Here is an 18,364-nt window from a genome sequence, read left to right as displayed (position 1 = left end):
GATAAAAAATGGCAGGTAAAATTTACTCCACCCGCTTACAAGATTTTTTAGAGCGGAATATTTTCGCGCTGATTCTGATGACGGGTTTGGTGGTTTCAATTGGTGGCATCGTGGAAATCGTTCCACTGTTCTACCTCGAAGACACACTAGAAGATCGTCAGAAGAATCCTGATGGCACGTTAAAGAATCCTGAGCTGCAGGGTATTCGTCCTTACACCGGCCTTGAGCTGGCGGGGCGTGATATCTATTTACGCGAAGGCTGCTATACCTGTCACTCACAAATGATTCGTCCATTCCGTGACGAAAAAGAGCGCTATGGTCACTATTCTCTGGCAGCAGAGTCTCAGTATGACCACCCATTCCAGTGGGGCTCCAAGCGTACCGGTCCTGACCTGGCGCGTGTTGGTGGTAAGTACTCAGATGAGTGGCAAATTCAGCATTTGATGGATCCACGCTCAGTTGTGCCTGAATCAGTCATGCCGCGTTACCCATGGTTTGCCACCAATACCATCGATGGCAAAGATGTAACTAAATCAATGCAAGCAATGCGTGCAGTTGGTGTTCCATACACCGACGAAGAAATCGACGCAGCGTTTGAAGCATTTGATGGCAAGACTGAAATGGAAGCGATGGTGGCCTACCTGCAAATGCTGGGCACTTTGGTGAAGTTTGACGAGGGCAAGGATTATCGTGAATAAGCTAGCCGAATACTTCTCAACAGACTGGGCTGCAATGACTGGGCAAGACTGGGTTGGCCTGATCTGGACAATTATTACCTTTGTTCTGATTACATGGGCATGGATTCGCTACTTAAATCCAAAAAACAGGGAAGAAAACGAGCAGCATAAATTCATGCTCTTTGATGAAGAATCTGACGGAGAAAACCATGAGTCAGCAAGGCAATAAAATTGACGTCACGGAGGTGCCCGACACTGGGCACTCTTGGGACGATGGCGCAATCCGTGAGCTGATCAATAGTCCGCCCACTTGGTGGATCATTTGTTTCCATGCTTCGTGGATCTTTGCCGTGGCCTATTTCATCATCTATCCGGCAGTTCCATTGCCCGGTGGTGCAAAGGCAGTAACAGAATGGAGCTCGATTAAAGAATATCGAGCGTCATTAGCAGAGCTAGAAGAAATACGTGGCCCTTGGGAAGCCAAGCTTGAAGGCAAAACTGCCGAAGAGATTTTGGCAAACCCTGAACTGAAGGAATACACCCTGGCTTCGGCCCGAGTGATCTTCGGTGATAACTGTGCAGCGTGTCATGGTAAAGGCGGAGCCGGTGGGCCTAACTTCCCGGTTCTGGCCGATGATGATTGGTTGTACGGTGCCGACGTTGCTGCCATCGAGCACAGCTTAACTTATGGTCGCCAAGGTGTGATGACCGCTCATGAAGCCATCATGACTGAGCAAGAAATCACCCTGCTGGCTAACTATGTAGTTGATCTGTCCGAAGGCAAAGCAAACGCTGAGGGTGCCAACCTGTTCCAGGAAAAAGCCTGCTTTGCATGCCACGGCATGAATGGAAAAGGTATCGCTGCTTTAGGTAGTGCCAACCTGACTGACGCCATCTGGCGCTTCCAGCCAGGCGACGGTGACAACTACCGCGAGCAGTTGGTTGAATCTGCCAAGTACACCATTAAATACGGTGTGAACACAGGTGAAGGAAGCCGCAACGCGGTAATGCCTGCCTTTGGTGAGAAGTTGACCGAAAAAGAAATCCGAAAGCTGGCGGTTTACGTCAAGAGCTTGGGTGGTGCGTAAGTACCGATATTAACCTGCGATAGCGGGTTAATAGTCACATTGCCATGGCTTGTTTTGAGTGGTGCGCCTTGTGAAAAACAGTCCATCCATGGACATAAAACCTCGATCACTGAAAAGTGGTCGGGGTTTTTTTATGGGCGTGGATAGATTGTTGGATTGCGCTCTGCTTATCCAGTCTACGGCACATCCAATATGTTGCGTGGATGATTAAAGGTTGGTGACTGAACTGCTAATTAGCATACTAAGCGTGTGAAATGGATCTGTATGAGCATTGCTTCATATAACTATGAACTACATGCCCTTGAGTCTTGACAACGGTGTTATGAAAGTTAAGATTGAAAGCAATCGCGCCCAGTCCTCTGTTATCAACAAAGACTTCCTTAACTGTGAAGTACAAGTTGGTTTTACGGCTGGGCCTTCTTGTTTCTAGAGGTCTGAAAGCTTGGCTCTCACTGTTGCGAAACCATTCAAGGAATATCGTGAGTTAGTCAATTCCTTAGATAGTAGAGGAATGTTTATCATTGATCATGAGAGGGCATCTCGTAAACTCTCCCAAGTTGGGTACTATCGACTGAGTGGTTTCTGGTACTCCTGTCGAGAGATCGAGCGCGATCAAAACGGTGATGTAGTCATATTTCATCGCAAGCCTAAAAGGCTCGAAAAGTTTTTACCTCAAACAGATTTTGATGAAGTGTTTAAGCTATATCTCTTCGATAAAAGGCTGAGATTGTTATTTCTAGATGCAATCGAACGAATAGAAATTAACTTGAAAACAGTTTTAGCTCACGAACTCGGTAGAATAGATGAATTAGCCTACCAAAATTCAGACTTTATCAATCCCAATCAATTAAAAGATTATTTCCGGAATAATCAGAGAAAAAATGCGTGGGATGAATGGAGTCGCCGACAAGGTTCTGAGCTATCACGTAGCAAAGAAGATAGCATCATGTGGCACAAGAACTCAGGTCGGGAAATGCCTATTTGGGTTGTTGTTGAAGCTTGGTCATTTGGCACCTTATCAAAGTATTTCGAGCTATTAAAAAGAACGCACCAAAATAAAATTGCAAATAGACTCGGTGTCAGTAACCCAGCACTCTTAGTTCGCTGGCTTCAAGAAATGAATATTCTTCGAAATAGATGTGCTCATCATACTAGAATCTGGAATCAAACAGCTAACAATCCAATAGGAATACCGACTGGAAATGCTGAAGATGCTCAATATTTCTCTCGATTCCCTTTTGCACAGGATAATAAGAAAAAAATATTTAGTTTAATTGTTATTATCTGGTACTTGGTGCAGAAGATAGGGCCTAATTCAGATTGGATTCAACATATTATCCAAGAGATGGACTCTTTTCCTAATCTTCCAATATGCTACAAATCCTCAATGGGAATTCCTGCTGAAGGTTGTAATATCGATCACTTTATAGCCTGATTCAATAGCAGAAAACGACAAATCATGCGCTTCGTTGCTTCTCTTTTTTAAGGGAACAGTCATGAATATCCGCACCAACATCCATGCTTCCTGCTGCATACATTCCATCCTTGGAAATAAAAAGATGCGTCTCGATCATGATTCGTTCAGAGATCCTGAGCGCACACCTTGAAGATGCTTGTGTATATGAAGTCTTTTGCTAGAAGTGATGCATTGCCATAGAATGTCGGCATTAATGGATTAAGTTAAAAAATTACATGCCTAAAGGAACAATAAAAATCTGGAACAACGAGAGAGGTTTTGGATTTATTAAGCAAGATTCGGGTGCTGCAGATATTTTTATTCATATTTCAGCGCTCAAGCATCATGTGAGAAAACCAATTGTTGGTGATTTGATCCAATTTGAAATTCATCGACTGGATGATGGAAAAGAGCGGGCAGTGAACTGTTATTTGCAAGGGGTTGCTAGCTCATCACCGAAAGTGAATCGGGCTCCTAAGTCGACAGGTGTCAGTATTAAGTCGGTCTTGTTGCTGCTAGTGATCGCAGTAGGTATTGGCTATAAAGTGCTTGATTTAAAGCAACCAGATGCGGTTGTTGAAGTAGCTGAAAAAGCTTATCCCCAACGAAAGCCGATGACCGATCTCTATCGGCCAGTGAAAGACAGTTCAAGTTTTTCGTCTTCATCTTCGTCATTTTCATCATTTGACAGTCAAGAAACAGCATCTGGCTATAGCTGTTCAGGTAAGGTTCATTGCTCTCAAATGAACTCTTGCTCGGAAGCGATGTTTTATTTAAGCAATTGCCCCGGTGTAAAAATCGACGGTGATGGCGATGGCATTCCCTGTGAGAGGCAGTTTTGTGGCGGGTGATTAATATATGGCTAATGTTTTTTAATCCTAAGCAGAATCTAGTTGATTGAGACTCTTCTTAGGATTTAATAATCACCCAGATTAAGTCTGTCGTAGGTTGTGCTGAGCGTCAGCGAACCACAACGCCTCTCATCAATATCTGTGAGCTACAATGTGTGCTTTTATTTTAAATGTGGCTCATCGTAGCCGCGATACAACCTACAGAGCTCAGAATAATTTATAGATTCCGAGTTCTGAAACTGATACCACGTTCACTCAACCCTTGATTTTCTTCATGGTAAAAATTTCTTTTTAAAGCGAAGGTTACCTTTGTTGATGCATCAGTGGTTTGCGCTTTGCTGCAAGTTACGCCGGTTGTATGTTCTTTTGCTTGATATACGGCATTCCGTATATATGAACAATCGAATACAGTGTAGATATATTAAATAAAGACTGAGCCAATATCAGGTAAGGTTGATCACATGCTATAAATATTAGGTTGACTGAGTTTCTGGTCTTCGTTTCAACTAAAGTATCAATGTGTGTGCAGAGATGGTTTGTATTCTCTGTGTTAGATAACTCTCCTCTTAGCAATGGAATGCTGTATTTAATGACTGTTATTAAACTACCAAGTATATTTTTTCAAAACACCTGCATAATGCCAAGCACATATAATCCAGCAGTGATTTATGGTACTGAAGACTTCAGTGCTCCTAGTATGGTGGAAATGCAACGATATCCAAACATTATACGCCCTTATTTATTTAGTCCGCGCCGATACTTTAGAGGGTTTGTCTTGCGAGCAGATAGGCGTAGTAAAGAAGAAGTATTCGAAGATGGTTTTTTAATAAAAGAAGCAAATAAATTTCACGATTTAAATAATGAAGAAATTGAAAAATTAAAAAAAGCTAATCGATATCGAGATGATATAGAAAAGTCCAGTAAACAGATTGCTCTTGCAACCGGAGCAGATCCTTCAGGCCACTTCACCTTATCTTATGGAATATCTACAACTACAAAGCTTTATATTGCTAAGTTGTTTGCAAAGCGAGATGGACATGTTTATTTGATCGATGCAAGGGAATTTTATGGCGTTATTATTGACGTAGTTAATACAGTCGAGCGACCTGCCTCGTGGAAAGAATGGTTTACCGGGCGTCAAAACCCTCCATATGATGAAGTTAATTATCTTCATAGTATTCCAGGCTCCCATATTTTGGGGGAGTGGATTGAAGGAGGGCGATTGGAAGTTAATAAAAATTTCCACGTAGCTGATAGTTTGTATCCTGGTGACTATGTGGGTTCAATTGGTAGGACGGGTTTTGAAACTGAAGTTTAAGTTAATTTGATATACGGCATTCCGTATATATGAACAAGCGAATACAATGTTAGTATATTAAATAAAGTCTGAGCCAATATCAGATAAGGTTGTCATCATGCTAGAAGTATTCAGTTGGCTGGCCGATCTGCTGACGTACCAGTTGATGGGGCTAGACCCGCAAACCAAAGCGGGTTCTGCGATTCATTTTTTTATTGAAGATACCACTAAGATTTTGGCGTTGTTGGTGGTGATGATTTACCTGTTGGCGATTGTTCGAGCGTCGCTAGACACCGAAAAAGTTCGCGATATTCTGGCACGGAAGAACCGCTTCTTTGGCTACTTCGCTGGCAGCATGTTTGGTGCGGTCACGCCGTTTTGTTCCTGTTCAAGCATTCCACTATTCCTTGGCTTTACCACCGCCGGCATTCCGTTTGGTATTACGCTTTCTTTCTTGCTGACATCACCACTGATTAATGAAGTAGCGGTTGTTTTGCTATGGGGATTGTTAGGCTGGAAGTTTACTTTGGTCTATGTGTTGGTTGGCTTGGTGGTTGGTATTATTGGCGGCGCATTTATGGATGCGATTAAGGCTGAGCGATATGTACAGCCATTTGTTAAAGATGCATTCGGCCAAAATGCCGGTGCACGAGCACAAAGTAAAGATTGGGATTTAAAAGCCCGCCACCAGTTTGCCAGTTATGAATTAAAAGCGATTTTTTCTCGCGTGTGGAAGTGGGTGTTTATTGGCGTAGGTGTTGGTGCCTTACTGCACGGTTATGTGCCAGAGCAATGGGTGGAAGAACAATTAGGTTCTGGTCAATGGTGGTCGGTTCCGGTCGCTGTTGTGATGGGTATTCCGCTGTACGCCAATGCCACCGGCGTGATTCCAGTAATGGAAAGCTTGTTGTTAAAAGGCTTGCCGGTAGGCACTACATTGGCATTTTGCATGAGTATTGTCGGTGCTAGTTTCCCAGAGTTTATTCTGCTCAAACAAGTCATGAAATTGCCTTTGCTGATTATGCTGTTCTTCATGCTATTGACCACATTTACCTTGGTGGGCTGGTTGTTTAACGGCATAGGGTTTGTGATTTAAATGAATTATGTGGCGCAGGTTGATAACCTGCGTTGCCAGTCAGATTATTAATTAGTAGTGGGAGAAATATAATGAAAAAGATTTTGGTATTGGGCCCAGGTTGTGCGCGCTGTAATGATTTAGAGCTACTGGTTCGCAAGCTGGTCACTGATATGGGTGTGCAAGCAGTAGTCAGCAAAGAAACCAGCCCGATGGCATTGGTTGAGCACAAGGTAATGAAAACGCCGGGTGTGGTTATCGATGGCAAGGTAGTTTGGAGTGGCGGAATGCCAACGGTAGATCAGATTAAAAGCTGGTTTTAATAATGCAATGCACACCTCCAAAAAGGGGTGTGCATTGAGTCTTATTTATTAGTGTTATGTGCTGGGTTCAGGGGCTTCTTGCTGAATTCGAGCTGCTGCCTCGACATCATGATTTGCTAATTTTTCTTGTTGAACAGGCGCCGCTCGGGACTGTTGGTTAATCTCATAAATTTGTGCAGCATTCCCCAGATCTCGCTCACTGGTGATTGATGCAATTGACTCACGATCTTTTAGGAAACTAACTACATCACGCCTGATAGATGCCAGCTCGGTATCGTCTTTGTGCATTTCCAAAATGAATCGTGGGTGTTCAAGGTTTTTCATTCCTGTTGATGCAAAAGTACTTGATATGACTTTTGTAACAATGATCCATGGGGTAATGCTGGACCGAACTAATGTATTTTCTGAGCGAGTAGAATCATAAATGCCAGAACCTGTTGAAATGGTCGATTCTGTGAATGTCCCTTCACATTTAAAATAAATAAGAGATGATTCAAACTGCATTTCTGCAAAGAAAATATGTGCAGTATTGCTCAGTAGTTTGGCTATGGACTTAATCAGGAAACCAAACAAAATCAGATGAATTACAGGCTCTAACTCTGCAGAAAAACGTGTTAACAGATCTATGTTGTTGATGCTTAGGGAGGCTGTTTTTAATAGGCTGGCAAATTGGTATAAATCACCCACCTGAAATGCAAGTAGCGTGGTGAGGAGTGCTGCTATCACCAGCATTGCATTGCCTGCCGCCAAAGAAACCAGTCTTACAATATTGAAAGTTTTCCCAAATTTCATTTCCCGAAACTTTGGTTGGACCTCCTGAATGATTTCTCCAAAAAATGAACCTTTTCCTTCTGTTTGTTCTTGAAGTTTTGGTTCTAACTCCTGGTACACGCGGTTAGGAACTTCTTTAAACCGTCGATTTGCCATTACCAGGTTGTCAAGATTTATGAAAATTTCATTTGGATGAACTGACTCTTGCCAGTTTTCTCTTAATTCAGAAACTTCTACCTTGGGGTCGGTGTGTTGCAATCGACTTCTGAGTAGGAATGAAATAATCCCGGTTGCTAGCGCAGAGAAAATTAAAATACTGATAATGTATACAAATGCATAACTATTTGGAAGCAATGCGATGAGTTCATTCAATTCAGATGTTGTCAGTCCAATCCTTTGAACTATGGCACTTAAGCCAAAGCTAATTAAAATAGGAAAAATAAAAGCACCGGATATTAATTTTACCAGATCTTTTTTTCCAAGGGATGAAATAGTCGCCTGTGCAGTATTTTCAGCTCGATTGGCTACTGACCGCCAAGTAGTTAATAAATAGAGAACCAATACGACTGAATAGGCAGGAAAAGCTATTGTACCGAGCTGGCCAGCAAACCCAGCTAGAGAAACAAAAGCAACCAATGCATATGCAACCAATGCGGTGATGGTTTTTATCCATGTGCTAAAAACCATTTGGGCCAAGTTGCGAATGGGATAGGGCATATAAGTGAGCCGAGGAAAAAGGGTATGCACGAAACGTGTTAAAAATCCTCTCGGCTCTATAAAGGTGGCATTTTTTCTGCCGACCAGCATTTCGATTAATGTTTGTCGACTATAAGCTACATGCTGAGCCTCTTCCTGGGCGGTGCTCGATTCAGACCGACTAAAGTTTTTAGCCAGCGAGGTTGGATGGTTTCGACCAACAAAATAGCGCAGCAGTGCCATTATTCCTGATGCTAGCGATGAAATACCGTTAGATAAAAGTAATACTCCAAAAACAGCTAGAATCCACCCAACCCCAGCATTTCCCTTTACAATTGCGGCGGCTTTTACGAGTAAAAATAAGGCAAGGCAGCTAATTAAAGTGCCTCGCACAACAACTGCCCAGCCTTCCTTTTTGAATGGGTTTTTCAAGCCCAGGTCGATTGATCCGTAATCAAATGCCATGTGTGTTCTGCTCTAACCTTTTAAAGTTGACAATGTGTAGCATTATGTCGTGAACAGTAAAGCTAGGCAAAATATTTTTGGGTAGATATATATCTTTTTGAAGATCTGTTTTACTTACCTTCCGTGCTGACTATTTTAAACTAACCCCTTCAATCCCTTGCCACAACAGCCACCGCTGGCATCGGTGTTGCCACAGCATTTGTTGCGAATTTCGGGTGGCAGTTTAGAAAGATCTTCGATGTATTCATCGCTGTCATGAAAATCTTCAATTTCGACTAAAGGCAGCTGACCTTTTAAATAGAGTTTGACCGCTTTGGTAGGGTCGATTTCGTTGGTGACCAGGCCAGTGATTTCTCGCTTGGCTAACGACTGCTGTAAACCACTGCCCATGCCACCGCTAATCAACACATCGACTTCATCTAGCGGATGCGCTTTGTCGTCTTCGGTCATAAAGAAGGTTTCTTCTTTATACAGTGAATAGGGTTCGCGGCTAATAATCCGCTTTCGCTCTGTCTGTACCACAAACATCATAAAGTTGCGGCAGCGAGCAGCATAGCCGGTAACGCCACGGCGGTTTTGACTACAAACGGCAATTTTTTTCATTTTGCTATAACGCTAAATTCGATAATTCTTCGACCCGCCCATTGTGGATTGAAGTGCGATTGCTTGCCCTGATGCAGGCAAATAAAAGCTTATTTACTTGCGACTACTTTGAGTTAGCCACCGTTCTGCTGGAGTAGGTTGGTTAAAGCTTAATAATTGAATATCACCGGTGACCGCTTTTGGTCGAAATTTCATCTGAGCTTTCGGTAGTCGGTTAGAAGGCTGCATAACACCCGCTCTAGCAAAGAGCGGTTTTAACCAAGGGCCAGGGTCCATCACTAAATCACCGGGGCGCATCATATCGGCTCGAAAATCTAATGGCTCTGCAATAATCTCTCGGCCAGAAGCAATTACTTGTACATAACCAATCGAACGAAGCGGGCCGGTGTTAACTACTTGGCTGTCCAAGCCGATATCACTTGGCTGGTGAAGTGCGGTGAGCATTTGCCCGGTTTGATAGCGTTTTGGCGCAACATCTAAATAAATGGTGTCGTTCTTGACCATATAAACAGGAATGTAATCGCCGACCGGAGCCATGGCCTGTAACAGATCCCAGCTCATTCGGTTGAATAGCAGTTGGTATTGCAAGCCGCGGGCACTGTGTAGCCATTGATATTGCTCGGGATCGCTGTTGATTAGAAGCTGTAAGCCATCATGGCGGCCAATCCGATATTGCTTTTCAAATAGCATTTCATTGGATGAAACCATGCTGTGAGAATCGCTATTTTTTTCAATTAACTTAAAGCGAGCAATTAATTCTGCCGGTTGTTTTTTATTGATGTTTTGGTAATTGTTGTTTTGGCAATTGAATGAACTGCAGAACCATGTTTTTTTAACGGCAGGGTCGTAAACTATTTCAGTGAATAACTGCCAGCGAGCGATTTTTTTCTGCCGAGTATTTAAGCGCTGGCTGCGGGTTAATGAAAAATTAAGTTGCTGATTAATATTTTGTTGAGTAACGGGTGTAACGGTATTTTTTTGACTGGCGTCAATAAATTTAACCGGCATGACTTCAATTGGCTGCTTCCAGCCTTCATGCCTTCCCCAGCGAAGGTTGAGCTGTAGCTGTGGTGCTAGGTAGGTAATGTTTTGAGGCAGGGGAAGGTCGCCCGATGCAGTTCGGGTGTAGCCTAAATAATCACCGGCAAATACTGGTTTTACCAATAGTCCAAAAAATAATAAACAGAAAGCTAACAAGCGCATGGTATGAAAATTCTCCCCAAATAATAGCCAAACCACTTCAAAATACGCATTTAAGATCTTGCAGTGACTTGGCTATTTATATCGGCCGCAAAAAAGAAAACTTGATCTGAATAAATAAATGACAAGTTAGGGTTTTAATGCAGAACAATGTCTGCAACAATGCGGCTATCAGGTAGAGGTGCGCTGTTTAAAAGTAGTTTGTCCGAGGGTGACTCCGTTGAAGACAAGTGAAAGGAAATAGCGCCGAAGTAGTGATGAGTTGTCAGCTCTTGCTGCTGGGGTGTCGCCGAATAGGCCTCACACTGTCATGGCCGTAAACGATTGGAATGTTTACGGGAGTCATCTTGGCTCACCATGGAGCGCTACCGGAATCCTTCTTTTGGCAATTGCCAGCTTCGATTCCGTCTCCATGTTTTCCGTCATTTCTCGCCTAGTTAACTAATTTAAGCAAAAGGGTTTTCGCTTTTTTTTAGTGGCTCGGCAATAACACCAAGTGTGTAGTATGGAACTCATAGCTTATAACGATTCAGCGCTTTCTCTATTAGCGCCATTAGTTGCCATTGGATTGGCGATTGCGACTAAAAAAGTCTTACCTTCATTATTTGCCGGAATCTTAACCGGAATTTTATTGCTCACTGGCGGTAACCCGGTTGATGCAGTGGTACATACTTGGAATACCTTAGCGGGTGTTTTTTGGGATGACGGCGGATTAAATAGCTGGAATACCAACATTCTGTTTTTCTTGCTTATTCTCGGTGTTATGACCAGCTGGATTTCTCTAGCCGGTGGTGCGCAAGCTTTTGGCGAGTGGGCGCGTAAGCGAGTCAAAACCAAGCAAGGTTCTCAATTAGTCACCGTTTTGCTAGGTGTGATTATTTTTATCGATGATTATTTCAACAGTCTGGCAGTGGGCAGTATTAGTCGCCCGTTAACGGATCGTCATGGTGTATCTCGCGCCAAACTGGCTTATCTAATTGATTCTACCGCGGCACCTATGTGTGTTATCACACCAATTTCCAGTTGGGGCGCTTATATCATCGCTTTGATTGGCGGTATTTTAGTGACGCATAATGTAACTGACGTTTCTGCATTCAGCGCTTTCTTGCAAGTTGTACCAATGAATTTATATGCAGTTTTGGCGTTAGTTATGGTGTTTTTTGTTGCAGCGACCGGTCTTGATATTGGTGCAATGAAAAAGCATTCCCAGCGAGCTGAAATGGGTGAGCTTTATGATATGTCGCGTGGCACACCTCCTGGTGCTGGCGATATGAAAGCATTATCTGGCGGATCCGTTGCAGATTTATTGGTGCCAATTATTGCGTTAGTTGCTGCAACGGTAACGGCGATTGTTTGGGTGGGTGCTCAAGCATTAGAAGGGCCGTTTACTTTATTAGGCGCTTTTGAAAATACCGACGCGGCAAAAGCACTGGTTTATGGTGGTGCGGTAGGTTTGGCGGTGACCTTGTTAATGTTGTTGCGTCGTAAGCCTGCTAGCTCAGATTTATGGAGCAGCACTTTAACCGGCGTTAAGTCGATGTTGCCAGCCATTTACATTCTGACACTGGCCTGGATGTTAAGTACCACGATTGGTTCTTTGGAAACTGGTAAGTATTTATCTACCTTGGCTAACGGCAATATTGACCCACGCTTGCTGCCAGCTATTTTGTTTATTTTGTCTGGCGCGATGGCATTTGCTACCGGCACTAGCTGGGGCACCTTTGGCATTATGTTGCCAATTGCTGGTGATTTAGCTGCCGGAACTCAAATTAGTCTGATCTTACCGATGATGGGCGCAGTACTGGCAGGTGCAGTATTCGGCGACCATTGTTCTCCAATTTCAGATACTACGATTCTTTCTTCAACCGGTGCCTCTTGCCACCATATTGACCACGTTGTGACACAGCTGCCTTATGCATTGCTGGTTGCTGCATGTGCTTTGGTCGGTTATTTGATACTGGGTTATAGCGGATCTGTTCTACTCAGCGGGGTGGCTGGGCTAGTACTGATGTTGGTGATCGCTTTGATCATCAAATCGAAAAATTCCGGAACTAACACCGATACAATCGCCAAGGCTTAAGTGCTGTAAATTACAAAATGTAATGCAGAGCACCGACACCATGACGGTCGGGTTAAAAAATAAAATCCGGAGAGCAAGCGGCCCGGCTTCCTGAAAAGGGAGTCGGGTTTTTTTATTGATCATCAATTCGCTCAAAAATAATATTTGCGCTTTTATGGGGTTCAAAGCTGATGTGGTAAAACATTTCGCTTTTATAAGGCTCTAATGAGTATGTATTGCAAGATCCGGTCTGTTTTTTATAATCATCAATATGTAAGCCATCGAGCCAAAGGTTAGTAATATGATTGTTATCGAAATCACAGATTATTGCTTTTGTTTTTTAATATAGGTTTTAAAAAGTTGGCTTTAATTCAAGTTTCCCGAGTGTTTTTTTTTATGCATATACCGCTTATTAGAATAAATTTCCCTTGTGATAGTATTTTTTGAATTTCTGCCTCTAAAGCTGGAATGTTTAATCGTGACAGATAATCTATGTTCCCATCTTTGGTGATGATTGCTGCATACGGCAAAATATTGATTTCTTTATATAGCCGATGGGTATTTTCAGAATGAATGATTTGTGTCGGCGTGTTGAAGTGGGTGAGCTTTGCTGCACTTATGAATCAATAGTATATCGCTTTAACTGCTGTTCTTGCCGCATGATATGAACGATGTAAACCTTGCTTGAATCTATTTTGTAAAAAATTCTGCAAGGATTAACTATTAGCTCTCGATATGATGGGCTGGAAAACTCAGGAATTTTTCTTCCAGATAACGGAAATTGCTCAAGATGTTTCACGCTATCAAAGATTGTTGCTACCAGTTTTTTTGCGGCTAGTGGATTATTTAGAGCAATATATTCTGCTAAGTCATTCAGTTGATCAAGCGCTGGATTGGTCCAGATTATTTGAGTTAACTGAGCCATTTAGACATTTGCTGCTTGGCTTGCTGCTGGGTGACTACTCGCCCTTCCTCAATGGCGCGTTCCCCTTTGGCGATACCTTCCAGAATTTGCAGTCGTTGTTGCATCAATAGGTAATCGTCGACATCCACCAGGTAAGCAGAAGGTTGGCCGTGCTCTGTAATTAAAATGGGTTCTTTGGAGTGTCGAAGTTCAGATAAAATTCTAGTGGCGTGGCGCTTAAGTGTGGTGACTAATTCGACTTTCATGGTGACTGCCTTGCAAGTGATACTTAAGTGATACTAGCTAGTTACAACCACTCAGTCAATTCTCTCTGGTGTGTTTGCTACTACTGATTACAATAGCCGCGATATGCTTCTTTATCGTCCGCCGGAAACTACATTTGAACAGCAAAATTTGCCAATTTGATCAGCCGCTAGAGATTCTGTATCAGGATCAATATCTAGTTGCGATAAACAAACCTGCCGATTTATTGGTGCATCGGTCGCCGATTGATCGTCATGAACATCAGTTTGCCCTGCAGATGGTTCGAGATCAGATTGGCCAATATGTTTGGCCATTGCATCGGTTAGATAAACCAACTTCAGGCGTCTTGGTATTTGGCTTGTCGGCAGAAGTAGCCAGCATGATGGGGCAAAGGTTTCGTGAAAATGCCACTGAGCATCAGCTGGAAAAAAAATATCTAGCGATTGTTCGTGGTTGGGTGCAGCAGCAAAAGCTCGATGCCGCCGATAGCAAGGGTTGGATTGAAATTGATCATCCGTTTGCCGATAAAGCTGACTCGATTGCTGATAAAGATAAAAGTCAGCCAGCTGAAGTAAAACCGGCACTGTCGTTTTATCGTTCACTGGCTCAGGGAACGTTAGAAGCCGAGATTGATCGTTATCCACAAAGTCGTTTTTCGCTGCTGGAAATTGCTCCGAAAACTGGTCGAAAACATCAAATCCGCCGACATCTAAAGCATATTGCCCAGCCAATTATTGGTGATGCTAATTATGGAAAGGGTAATTATAACCGGTGGTTTGCAGAAAACTTGGCAGTTGATCGTTTGCTATTGCATTGCCAGATGATGGCGTTTGATCATCCCATAACTGGTGAGCGGTTAGAAATTACTGCAGGATTAGATGAAAGATTCACAAAGGCTTTGGCAGGTTTAAATATAAAAATTCCTAATTGAATTGGGCATTTTTTAAGTGTCATAAATCTTTATTTATTAGATTTTAATCAGCATTTTTCCGATGTTTTTTCCGTCGAACAAATCAATAAACGCCTGCGGTGCATTTTCTAAACCCTCAACAATAGTTTCTTGCCATTGAATTTCATCTCTGGCTTTCCATTGGTTGAGTTCGGTGATGTATTGTGGGTACATGTGCCAAAAATCTGAAGCAACAAACCCTTCCATGCGCAGGCTTTTATTAATTAATTGATTTAAATTGTTTGGGCCAGCCGCAGGTGTTTCACTATTGTACTGGCTAAGCAGGCCACAAAGGACAATTCGACCATGTCGGTTCATTAAATTAATTGCGGCTTGTAAATGATCGCCACCAACATTTTCAAAACAAACATCAATACCGTTTTCGCATGCATCAGTTAAAGCCGCGCCTAGATTGATTGTGTCTTTATAATTGATCGCCTTATCGACCCCAAGTTCTTGTTCTAGCCATTGTACTTTGTCGTCACTGCCTACGGTTGCAATTACAGTACAGCCATGCAACTTGGCGAGCTGGCAAGCCATGCTGCCGACTGCGCCGGAAGCTGCGGAGATTAAAACAGTTTCTCCTTCTCGCAAGCCGCCAATCCAGTACAAGCCTGCCCATGCAGTTAATCCAGATAAACCTGCTGCACCGAGATAACTTTGAGTCGGTAAGTTGCTTTCTGGCAAACGGTGCAAGCCCCGACCGTCACTGACAAAAGCGTTTCGCCAGCCATGAAAACTATTGACCAGGTCACCGACTTGAAAGTCTGTATGTTGTGACTCAATCACTTTACCAATCGCACCGCCTTCCATTGGTTGATTCAGCGAAAAAGGCGCAATTGCCCCGGCACCGATTAGATTGTTTGGGCTAGCCGCAGCGGTTTTGACCATGCGGCTACGCATGTAAGGATCAACCGATAGCCATTGGTTTTCTATTAACAGCTGGCCCTGTTTTAGCGGTGGTAGTTCTTTAGTACACAAACGGAAATTATTCGGGGAAGGTTTACCCTGTGGATAGCTGGTCAGGTGAAATTCCTGGCTCTGCATGATTAATCTCCGATTTAATCTAATGACTATTAAGAATATTCTATGCACAGATTGTTTGGTTTGCCTGCTCGGTAAGCGACTTGTTGGCCAGTCGGCTGAATATGACAAGAACTAATAAAAATAAAGGTCACGCTATGTTACTGAAAAAACTTGCGATCAGCTTGCTTCTATCAATGATTATGCTGCTACAAGGTTGTTCTACTTTGGGGATGAACAGCGTTACCCAGCAGGAAATGAATCAAAAGTATGCAGACCAAACCACCGGCTCGCGCTTTATTGAGATTGATGGTTTGCAGGTGCATTACCGGGATCAGGGCGAAGGGCCAGTTTTGTTGCTGCTGCATGGCATATTGGATTCACTTCACACTTGGGACAAATGGATCGAAGAATTTGGTGAAGGCTATCGAATCGTTCGCCTCGATTACCCTGGTTTTGGTTTAACTGGCGGCTGGCAAGATGGTGAATATTCAAAAGAGCGTTGGCTGGCCTTCTTTGACCAGTTCCTAAACAAAATCGGTATTGATCAACCAATTCATGTGGTGGGTAATTCTTTGGGTGGCGGTTTTGCTTGGCAGTTGGCAGTTGCCCGGCCCGAACGTGTCAAAACCATTGTTATGATCGACCCGGCAGGTTATGCAGTTGACGGCACACCATGGCCCGTTACTTTAGCTTCTACGCCATTAATTGGTTCAGTGATGCGCTATAGCACGCCACCATTTATATTCCGTCAGGGAGTAAAACAGGTTTTTGGAAATCCAGATAATATTAATCCGGCAGATGTAGAGCGTTTTGTTGATTTAAGTACTTTGCAGGGTAATCGCTCTGCTTATGTCGATGTGTTTCGTTATTTAACAAAAATGCTCGAAGAACGCGAAGCAATGCTTAAGCAAATTCCCAATATTCAAGTGCCGGTGCAATTACAATGGGGTGAAAAAGATCCATGGTTCCCGGCAGATATTGAAACGGCTATGTGGAAAAAAGATTTACCCTATATCGATTTGGTGATTTTTGAAGGGGTAGGGCATATGCCTCAACTGGAAGTGCCGAAAAAATCGGCACAGGCAGCAATGGGTTTTATTGAGAAGAATGATTAGTTTATTCTCCAATGAGAAGGTTAAAACCACCGGCTTTAGCCGGTCAGCTTTAGCTATGATAATTTAGCGTTTCGTTTGAAGGGCTGGGTGGGCAGTGTTTTGGAATATCGCTACGGAAGTCATACTGCGTTTAAAATTCAATATCACTTTGTATTTGTAACGAAATATCGTTATTAGGTACTCAAAGGTGATGTAGGTTTAAGAGCTAGAGAGTTGATAAGAGAAACTTGCCAAGCTTTTGAAATAGAAATTTTGAAAGGTGTGATTAGTAAAGATCACGTCCATCTTTTTGTGTCTGCGCCACCCAATATAGCTGCAAGCGAAATCATGCGTCGAATCAAAGGAAGAAGCTCAACAAAGCTTTTTGAGAGTTTTCCTGATTTGAAGAAAAGATACTGGGGTCGGCATTTTTGGGCGAGGGGTTATTTTTGTGTGACTTCAGGTGATGTGACGGAAGAAATGATAAAGGAATATTTAGAGCATCATTTCGAGCCAAAAGTAGCAGATAATTTCCGAACGGAATGTTAATCGCCAGCAACGGGTCTTGGACCCGTATCCGGACTTTCAGTCCGTAAGACGAACCCACCGGCTTTAGCCGGTGGTTGTTGAGTTTTTTGGTTTAGGTGCAACTGGAGGTGCGGGAGCTCTGGTGCTTAAGGGGGGGGAGGACATTCCTGGTGGAAGCATAGGGGACTTGGAGTTTGCTTTAAAAATAAATGCTGTAAATTTATCTAAATCAGAATATACACTTGATAGTGCGATAGGTATAACTCTGCCAATCTGCGCTGATTTGAGGCTTCTGATAGTCGCGATCACTTGATCAGGGACGATGATCCGAAATTGTTTCCTGAAGAAAGTAGTTGCAATACTAAGTACCTTGTTTTTTTGCTCATTGTGGAGAAAAAAGAAGACTGCACAATCTTGCTGATGGGTTAATTGCTCAAAAGAAAGAGTACTGGCGCCTGCTCCGCTATCACTATATGAGCCAGACATTTCAGGGGAGAACATAGAACCATTGATTGATCCGTTAATGACGATGTGTTCGGGGTTAATATTAAACTCACCACCTGACACACGATTTAAGAGTAACCCTGTATTTGCCCAAACATTTCCGATGTAAGCAACAGCTTTGTCAGCTTTGCAACTTGCGATGAGTGCTCCAGCTGATTTTATTCTATCTTGGGTCAAATGTTTATGTGCACCCCCTTGTATGGTGCTAAATACAGTATCGATTTCTCCTTTGGCAGAAATAAAACATGCGCATGCAAGAGTTGCTGACATAAAAGGGTCTAACTTTTGGTCACATAAGGCGTTTAGATGGATAGATATCTTTCTGTGTATTGCATCGCAGCCACCTAAAATCAATTTTTTGGGAAGGATAGGGAGATCACCCTTACTCATTTCAGCTGCATTGTATTCTGATTGTATGGGCTGTGAGCTGTAAATGGCTTCAGGAGCACCAGCTACAGAATAATTATCATCCATGAAAATCATTTTTAAATAGAAAAGGTAAGTAAGTGAACTTTAGTGGATGATTATCATATG

18 protein-coding genes, 1 pseudogene and 1 riboswitch are annotated in these 18,364 nt (G+C 42.9%); of the genes and pseudogenes, 12 read left to right on the top strand and 7 right to left on the bottom strand.

The features are described from left to right. Positions 1 to 8 precede the first annotated feature (8 nt). The 8 genes from ccoO (at position 9) to DC094_RS06850 (ending at position 6,767) form a co-directional block, all read left to right on the top strand. Positions 9 to 698, top strand: a complete 690-nt coding sequence (ccoO, locus tag DC094_RS06885) for a cytochrome-c oxidase, cbb3-type subunit II (protein ID WP_116686390.1) — start codon at positions 9 to 11, stop codon at positions 696 to 698. Further along, complete coding sequence (locus tag DC094_RS06880) at positions 691 to 906, top strand: cbb3-type cytochrome c oxidase subunit 3 (RefSeq protein WP_116686389.1); 216 nt, start codon at positions 691 to 693, stop codon at positions 904 to 906. Before ccoO ends, DC094_RS06880 begins: the two co-directional genes overlap by 8 nt. Next, positions 887 to 1,765, top strand: coding sequence for a cytochrome-c oxidase, cbb3-type subunit III (ccoP, locus tag DC094_RS06875; RefSeq protein ID WP_116686388.1), 879 nt, complete (start codon positions 887 to 889; stop codon positions 1,763 to 1,765). Before DC094_RS06880 ends, ccoP begins: the two co-directional genes overlap by 20 nt. Positions 1,766 to 2,207: 442 nt before the next feature. Continuing rightward, a complete protein-coding gene (locus tag DC094_RS06870; protein WP_116686387.1) occupies positions 2,208 to 3,200 on the top strand; it encodes an Abi family protein in 993 nt (330 codons plus the stop codon). Between the two features lie 257 nt (positions 3,201 to 3,457). Beyond that, a complete protein-coding gene (locus DC094_RS22555) occupies positions 3,458 to 4,072 on the top strand; it encodes a cold shock domain-containing protein (RefSeq protein WP_116686749.1) in 615 nt (204 codons plus the stop codon). Between the two features lie 589 nt (positions 4,073 to 4,661). Continuing rightward, entirely contained in the window at positions 4,662 to 5,390 is a 729-nt protein-coding gene (locus tag DC094_RS06860) for a hypothetical protein (RefSeq protein ID WP_116686386.1), read from the top strand. A 97-nt stretch (positions 5,391 to 5,487) separates the two neighbouring features. After that, positions 5,488 to 6,465, top strand: a complete 978-nt coding sequence (locus tag DC094_RS06855) for a permease (RefSeq protein WP_116686385.1) — start codon at positions 5,488 to 5,490, stop codon at positions 6,463 to 6,465. 71 nt (positions 6,466 to 6,536) lie between these two features. Further along, complete coding sequence (locus DC094_RS06850; protein WP_116686384.1) at positions 6,537 to 6,767, top strand: thioredoxin family protein; 231 nt, start codon at positions 6,537 to 6,539, stop codon at positions 6,765 to 6,767. 54 nt (positions 6,768 to 6,821) lie between these two features. On the opposite strand, the gene DC094_RS23000 is transcribed toward DC094_RS06850, so the two are convergent. From DC094_RS23000 to DC094_RS06835, 3 genes are all read right to left on the bottom strand, one after another. Beyond that, positions 6,822 to 8,699 (bottom strand): hypothetical protein, encoded by a 1,878-nt coding sequence (locus tag DC094_RS23000; protein WP_241503985.1) that lies wholly within the window; start codon positions 8,697 to 8,699, stop codon positions 6,822 to 6,824. Between the two features lie 135 nt (positions 8,700 to 8,834). Next, positions 8,835 to 9,302, bottom strand: a complete 468-nt coding sequence (locus DC094_RS06840; RefSeq protein WP_116686383.1) for a NifB/NifX family molybdenum-iron cluster-binding protein — start codon at positions 9,300 to 9,302, stop codon at positions 8,835 to 8,837. Between the two features lie 93 nt (positions 9,303 to 9,395). Then, positions 9,396 to 10,505 carry a hypothetical protein gene (locus tag DC094_RS06835; RefSeq protein ID WP_116686382.1) on the bottom strand — a complete coding sequence of 370 codons (1,110 nt, stop codon included), beginning with the start codon at positions 10,503 to 10,505 and terminating at the stop codon, positions 9,396 to 9,398. Between the two features lie 165 nt (positions 10,506 to 10,670). Continuing rightward, a riboswitch (Lysine riboswitch) is annotated at positions 10,671 to 10,878 on the top strand. 129 nt (positions 10,879 to 11,007) lie between these two features. Here DC094_RS06835 and DC094_RS06830 point away from each other — a divergent pair. Next, entirely contained in the window at positions 11,008 to 12,582 is a 1,575-nt protein-coding gene (locus DC094_RS06830) for a Na+/H+ antiporter NhaC family protein (protein WP_116686381.1), read from the top strand. A 595-nt stretch (positions 12,583 to 13,177) separates the two neighbouring features. Here the strand turns inward: DC094_RS06830 and DC094_RS06825 are convergent. Beyond that, positions 13,178 to 13,486 (bottom strand): type II toxin-antitoxin system RelE/ParE family toxin, encoded by a 309-nt coding sequence (locus DC094_RS06825; RefSeq protein WP_116686380.1) that lies wholly within the window; start codon positions 13,484 to 13,486, stop codon positions 13,178 to 13,180. Further along, positions 13,474 to 13,731 carry a type II toxin-antitoxin system Phd/YefM family antitoxin gene (locus DC094_RS06820; protein ID WP_116686379.1) on the bottom strand — a complete coding sequence of 86 codons (258 nt, stop codon included), beginning with the start codon at positions 13,729 to 13,731 and terminating at the stop codon, positions 13,474 to 13,476. Before DC094_RS06820 ends, DC094_RS06825 begins: the two co-directional genes overlap by 13 nt. Positions 13,732 to 13,865: 134 nt before the next feature. On the opposite strand from DC094_RS06820, the gene DC094_RS06815 reads away from it, so the two are divergent. Further along, a complete protein-coding gene (locus DC094_RS06815) occupies positions 13,866 to 14,660 on the top strand; it encodes a pseudouridine synthase (RefSeq protein WP_241503984.1) in 795 nt (264 codons plus the stop codon). 36 nt (positions 14,661 to 14,696) lie between these two features. On the opposite strand, the gene DC094_RS06810 is transcribed toward DC094_RS06815, so the two are convergent. Then, positions 14,697 to 15,725 carry an NADP-dependent oxidoreductase gene (locus DC094_RS06810; RefSeq protein ID WP_116686378.1) on the bottom strand — a complete coding sequence of 343 codons (1,029 nt, stop codon included), beginning with the start codon at positions 15,723 to 15,725 and terminating at the stop codon, positions 14,697 to 14,699. A gap of 134 nt (positions 15,726 to 15,859) precedes the next feature. On the opposite strand from DC094_RS06810, the gene DC094_RS06805 reads away from it, so the two are divergent. Together DC094_RS06805 and tnpA are read left to right on the top strand one after the other, a co-directional pair. Continuing rightward, the gene (locus DC094_RS06805; protein ID WP_158527242.1) at positions 15,860 to 16,819 is read left to right on the top strand and encodes an alpha/beta fold hydrolase; all 960 of its coding nucleotides are present in this window, start codon (positions 15,860 to 15,862) and stop codon (positions 16,817 to 16,819) included. Between the two features lie 99 nt (positions 16,820 to 16,918). Continuing rightward, positions 16,919 to 17,347 (top strand): annotated as a pseudogene (gene tnpA, locus DC094_RS06800) (IS200/IS605 family transposase). Positions 17,348 to 17,410: 63 nt separating this feature from the next. On the opposite strand, the gene DC094_RS06795 reads toward tnpA, so the two are convergent. After that, a complete protein-coding gene (locus DC094_RS06795; RefSeq protein WP_133245487.1) occupies positions 17,411 to 18,304 on the bottom strand; it encodes a hypothetical protein in 894 nt (297 codons plus the stop codon). Between the last annotated feature and the right edge of the window lie 60 nt (positions 18,305 to 18,364).

It is taken from the genome of Pelagibaculum spongiae (assembly GCF_003097315.1).
Classification (GTDB): Bacteria; Pseudomonadota; Gammaproteobacteria; order Enterobacterales; family Pelagibaculaceae; genus Pelagibaculum; species Pelagibaculum spongiae.
Note: the sequence above shows the minus strand (reverse complement) of the source record. Positions and strands in the feature narration are given on the sequence as shown.

Coding starts and splice junctions, on each gene's coding strand:
- ccoP (WP_116686388.1), top strand. CDS start 887: ATGAGTCAGCAAGGCAATAAAATTGACGTCACGGAGGTGCCCGACACT.
- DC094_RS06805 (WP_158527242.1), top strand. CDS start 15,860: ATGTTACTGAAAAAACTTGCGATCAGCTTGCTTCTATCAATGATTATG.
- DC094_RS23000 (WP_241503985.1), bottom strand. CDS start 8,699: ATGGCATTTGATTACGGATCAATCGACCTGGGCTTGAAAAACCCATTC.
- DC094_RS06835 (WP_116686382.1), bottom strand. CDS start 10,505: ATGCGCTTGTTAGCTTTCTGTTTATTATTTTTTGGACTATTGGTAAAA.
- DC094_RS06860 (WP_116686386.1), top strand. CDS start 4,662: ATGACTGTTATTAAACTACCAAGTATATTTTTTCAAAACACCTGCATA.
- DC094_RS06825 (WP_116686380.1), bottom strand. CDS start 13,486: ATGGCTCAGTTAACTCAAATAATCTGGACCAATCCAGCGCTTGATCAA.
- DC094_RS06820 (WP_116686379.1), bottom strand. CDS start 13,731: ATGAAAGTCGAATTAGTCACCACACTTAAGCGCCACGCCACTAGAATT.
- DC094_RS06810 (WP_116686378.1), bottom strand. CDS start 15,725: ATGCAGAGCCAGGAATTTCACCTGACCAGCTATCCACAGGGTAAACCT.
- DC094_RS06850 (WP_116686384.1), top strand. CDS start 6,537: ATGAAAAAGATTTTGGTATTGGGCCCAGGTTGTGCGCGCTGTAATGAT.
- DC094_RS06855 (WP_116686385.1), top strand. CDS start 5,488: ATGCTAGAAGTATTCAGTTGGCTGGCCGATCTGCTGACGTACCAGTTG.
- ccoO (WP_116686390.1), top strand. CDS start 9: ATGGCAGGTAAAATTTACTCCACCCGCTTACAAGATTTTTTAGAGCGG.
- DC094_RS06830 (WP_116686381.1), top strand. CDS start 11,008: ATGGAACTCATAGCTTATAACGATTCAGCGCTTTCTCTATTAGCGCCA.
- DC094_RS22555 (WP_116686749.1), top strand. CDS start 3,458: ATGCCTAAAGGAACAATAAAAATCTGGAACAACGAGAGAGGTTTTGGA.
- DC094_RS06840 (WP_116686383.1), bottom strand. CDS start 9,302: ATGAAAAAAATTGCCGTTTGTAGTCAAAACCGCCGTGGCGTTACCGGC.
- DC094_RS06795 (WP_133245487.1), bottom strand. CDS start 18,304: ATGGATGATAATTATTCTGTAGCTGGTGCTCCTGAAGCCATTTACAGC.